Annotated in this window: 2 protein-coding genes; both read right to left on the reverse strand. The window is 73.6% G+C overall.

Annotation, left to right across the window (positions count from 1 at the left end; genetic code table 11):
* Nucleotides 1-1,221: vWA domain-containing protein (locus VR45_RS12325; protein ID WP_045939754.1), on the reverse strand; the 1,221-nt coding region annotated here is incomplete at its 3' end.
* Between the two features lie 53 nt (nt 1,222-1,274).
* The coding region (locus VR45_RS12330; protein ID WP_045939755.1) for a tetratricopeptide repeat protein at nt 1,275-2,444 on the reverse strand (1,170 nt) is incomplete at its 5' end.

Below are 2,444 nucleotides of genomic sequence, written 5' to 3' on the forward strand. Positions count from 1 at the left end.
CCGGACGACCTTGCCCAGCCGCCGGAGCGCGTCCTCGTTGCGCAGCTCGGTCGCCAGCGCCACGGCCCGGCCCCAGGCCTCGCACGCCCCTTGGCGGTCCCCCTGGCGGAACAGCGCCCCGCCCCGCCATCTGAGGTCGTACAGCTCCTTCTCCCGCTCGTGGCGGCGCCGATCGGCCCCGAGGACGGTCTCCGGGGCCGGCTGATCGAGCCAGCGCACGCTGATCACCTCCACCGAGCTGACGGGCGTGGCCAGTTCGGTGCCGATCGCGCCGGTGACCACCTCGACGGAGGCCAGGGTCTCCGGGTCGGCGCCGACCGTCCGGTCGCCGGTCACGGCGAAGGTCGCGACATACCGGCGTGCCTCGCTGCTCCAGGGGCCGGTCGGGTAGTCGGCCGCCGCCGTTCCGGCCAGCGGCAGGCGGTGGCCGACCAGGTCGGCCAGCGCCGGGTGGGCCTGTTCGAGCACCGACACCGACACCCCCGGTGCGCAGCGCACCCGCACGGCCAGGTCGGACAGCGTGCGGCCCATGGCGGCGCGGATCAGCGCGCGGAAGTCGGGCGCCAGGTCGGCCAGGTCGGGCACCGCGTCCGCCGTGCCCTGGAGTTCCTCGGCGATCCGTCTCAGCTCGGCGGGGTCCCAGTCCGCGCCGATACCGCGGGCGTCGCAGGTGAAGACGGAACGGCAGTCGGCGAGCACGGTCTCCATCGACCGCGCCGACCGGTCCTGGTGCTCGTTGCGTCCATCAGTGAGCAGGAGCGCGTGGCAGATCAGATCGCGGTGCGGTGCGAGCAGTTCACGGGCCCTGTCGAGCCAGGCGCCGATGACCGTGCCCTGGGCGCCGGGGGCGATCCGGTTGACGGCCTGCTTCGCCTCGGCACGGGTAGTGGCGTTCGCCGGGGCGAGGAAGGACTCCCGGGGGTAGATCATGGTTGCCTGGTGGGTACCGGCGACCACCGCGAAGCGGGTCCCGTCGCGCAGGGTGTCGATGGCGGCGCAACTCGCCTCCTTGGCTCGTTGGAGCTTGGTGCGCGGATCGCTCATCGACCCCGATTGGTCCAGCAGGACGACCTCGGCGAACCGCGCCTCGCTCGGCGGGCCCGCCCGCCGGTCGGCTGCGGTGCTCGCTGCCACGCTGAGGTAGACGTGCACCTCGCGTTCGTCCAGGGAGCGGTACCTGTCGTAGTTGGCCTCCAGGGTGACGCGCGGTGCTTCGGTCATAAGCCGATTCCTCGTCTGCAGGGAAAGGTTGACGCTCGGTCGACATCGCTGGTTCACCGCTTGGTGACCGGTCTCACAGCGTTGGCCAGATCGACGAGCACGGTGTGGAGGTTCCCGTCCGGTGCCCCGTGGGCGAACGCCCGGTATTCCTTCTCCAGTCGCAACCGGAGCTCGTGCTCGGTGACTTCGCCGTCGGACGCGGGCGGGCCCGGTAGGGGGGTGCGCCGGAGGTCGAGCCTGGCCTCCAGGATCAGGGCGCCGAGCCGACGCCGCTCGGGTTCGTCCAACGGCAGTGTGGCCAGGACCTGTTCGGCCTCGGCGAGGTCCGCGCGGTCGGGCAGGCCCGCGGGGCCCGTGCCGAGCCGCCCGGTGTGGATCCGCAGCGCGGCGATCCGCGCCGCGCGGTGGTGCGGTGAGGTGTCGGGTATCTGCCTCAACGCCGAGACCGCACCGGCCCGGTCGCCGCGGCGCAGCCTCGTCCGGGCGTGGCCGAAGGCGGCGCTCTCGTGCCAGCTGTCGTTCCGCCACACCGACAGGTAGGCCGCCGCCGCGGCGTCGAGCTCCTTGTCGGTCGCCGCGCGGTACTCGGCGCACAGTGCCAGCGCGAGCCGCGGCGCGAGTTCACCCGGCAGCATCTGGTAGCAGGAGGTGAACATCTTCTCCGCGCCGCCGAACTGCTGCTCGGCCAGGGCTATCAGCCCTTCGTGCCAGTTGAGCCGCCACCCGGGCCGCAACAGGCCCCTCGCCCGGTCCAGTGCGGCGCGCGCCGCCGCGAGGTCGTCGAGCCGCAGATGGAGTCGGCAGCGCAGCAGCTCGACCTCGGGCGAGGAGGCACGGGCGGAGGCCGGGGCAGGATCGGCATAGGAGGTGAGCTGGGAGAGGGCGACCGCCGGATCGGTGCTGACCGACGCTCTGAGGAACCCGGCGGCGGAATCGCGGGCGTCGACCAGCGGCTCGGGCAGCCCGGCCGCTGCCGTGACCGGTGCGGGCGGCGCGGTGGCGAGCGGACGGCAGCTGCCCTCGGCCGCCGCCCGCAGCGCCGCGGTGCTCGTCCACCGGCCGAGCGGCGGCACTGCCCCGAGACCGGGGTCGACCAGCGTGGTGGAGCGGGCGAAGAGCAGGGACGGCGCGGTGTACTGGATGCCGTCCCGGACGGAGACCAACTCGCGCAGCACGCCGCTCAGTTGGCCTGCCATCTCGGCTGCCGAGGCGAACCGCAGCTG

It is taken from the genome of Streptomyces sp. NRRL S-495 (genome assembly GCF_000966955.1).
Lineage (GTDB): Bacteria > Actinomycetota > Actinomycetes > Streptomycetales > Streptomycetaceae > Kitasatospora > Kitasatospora purpeofusca.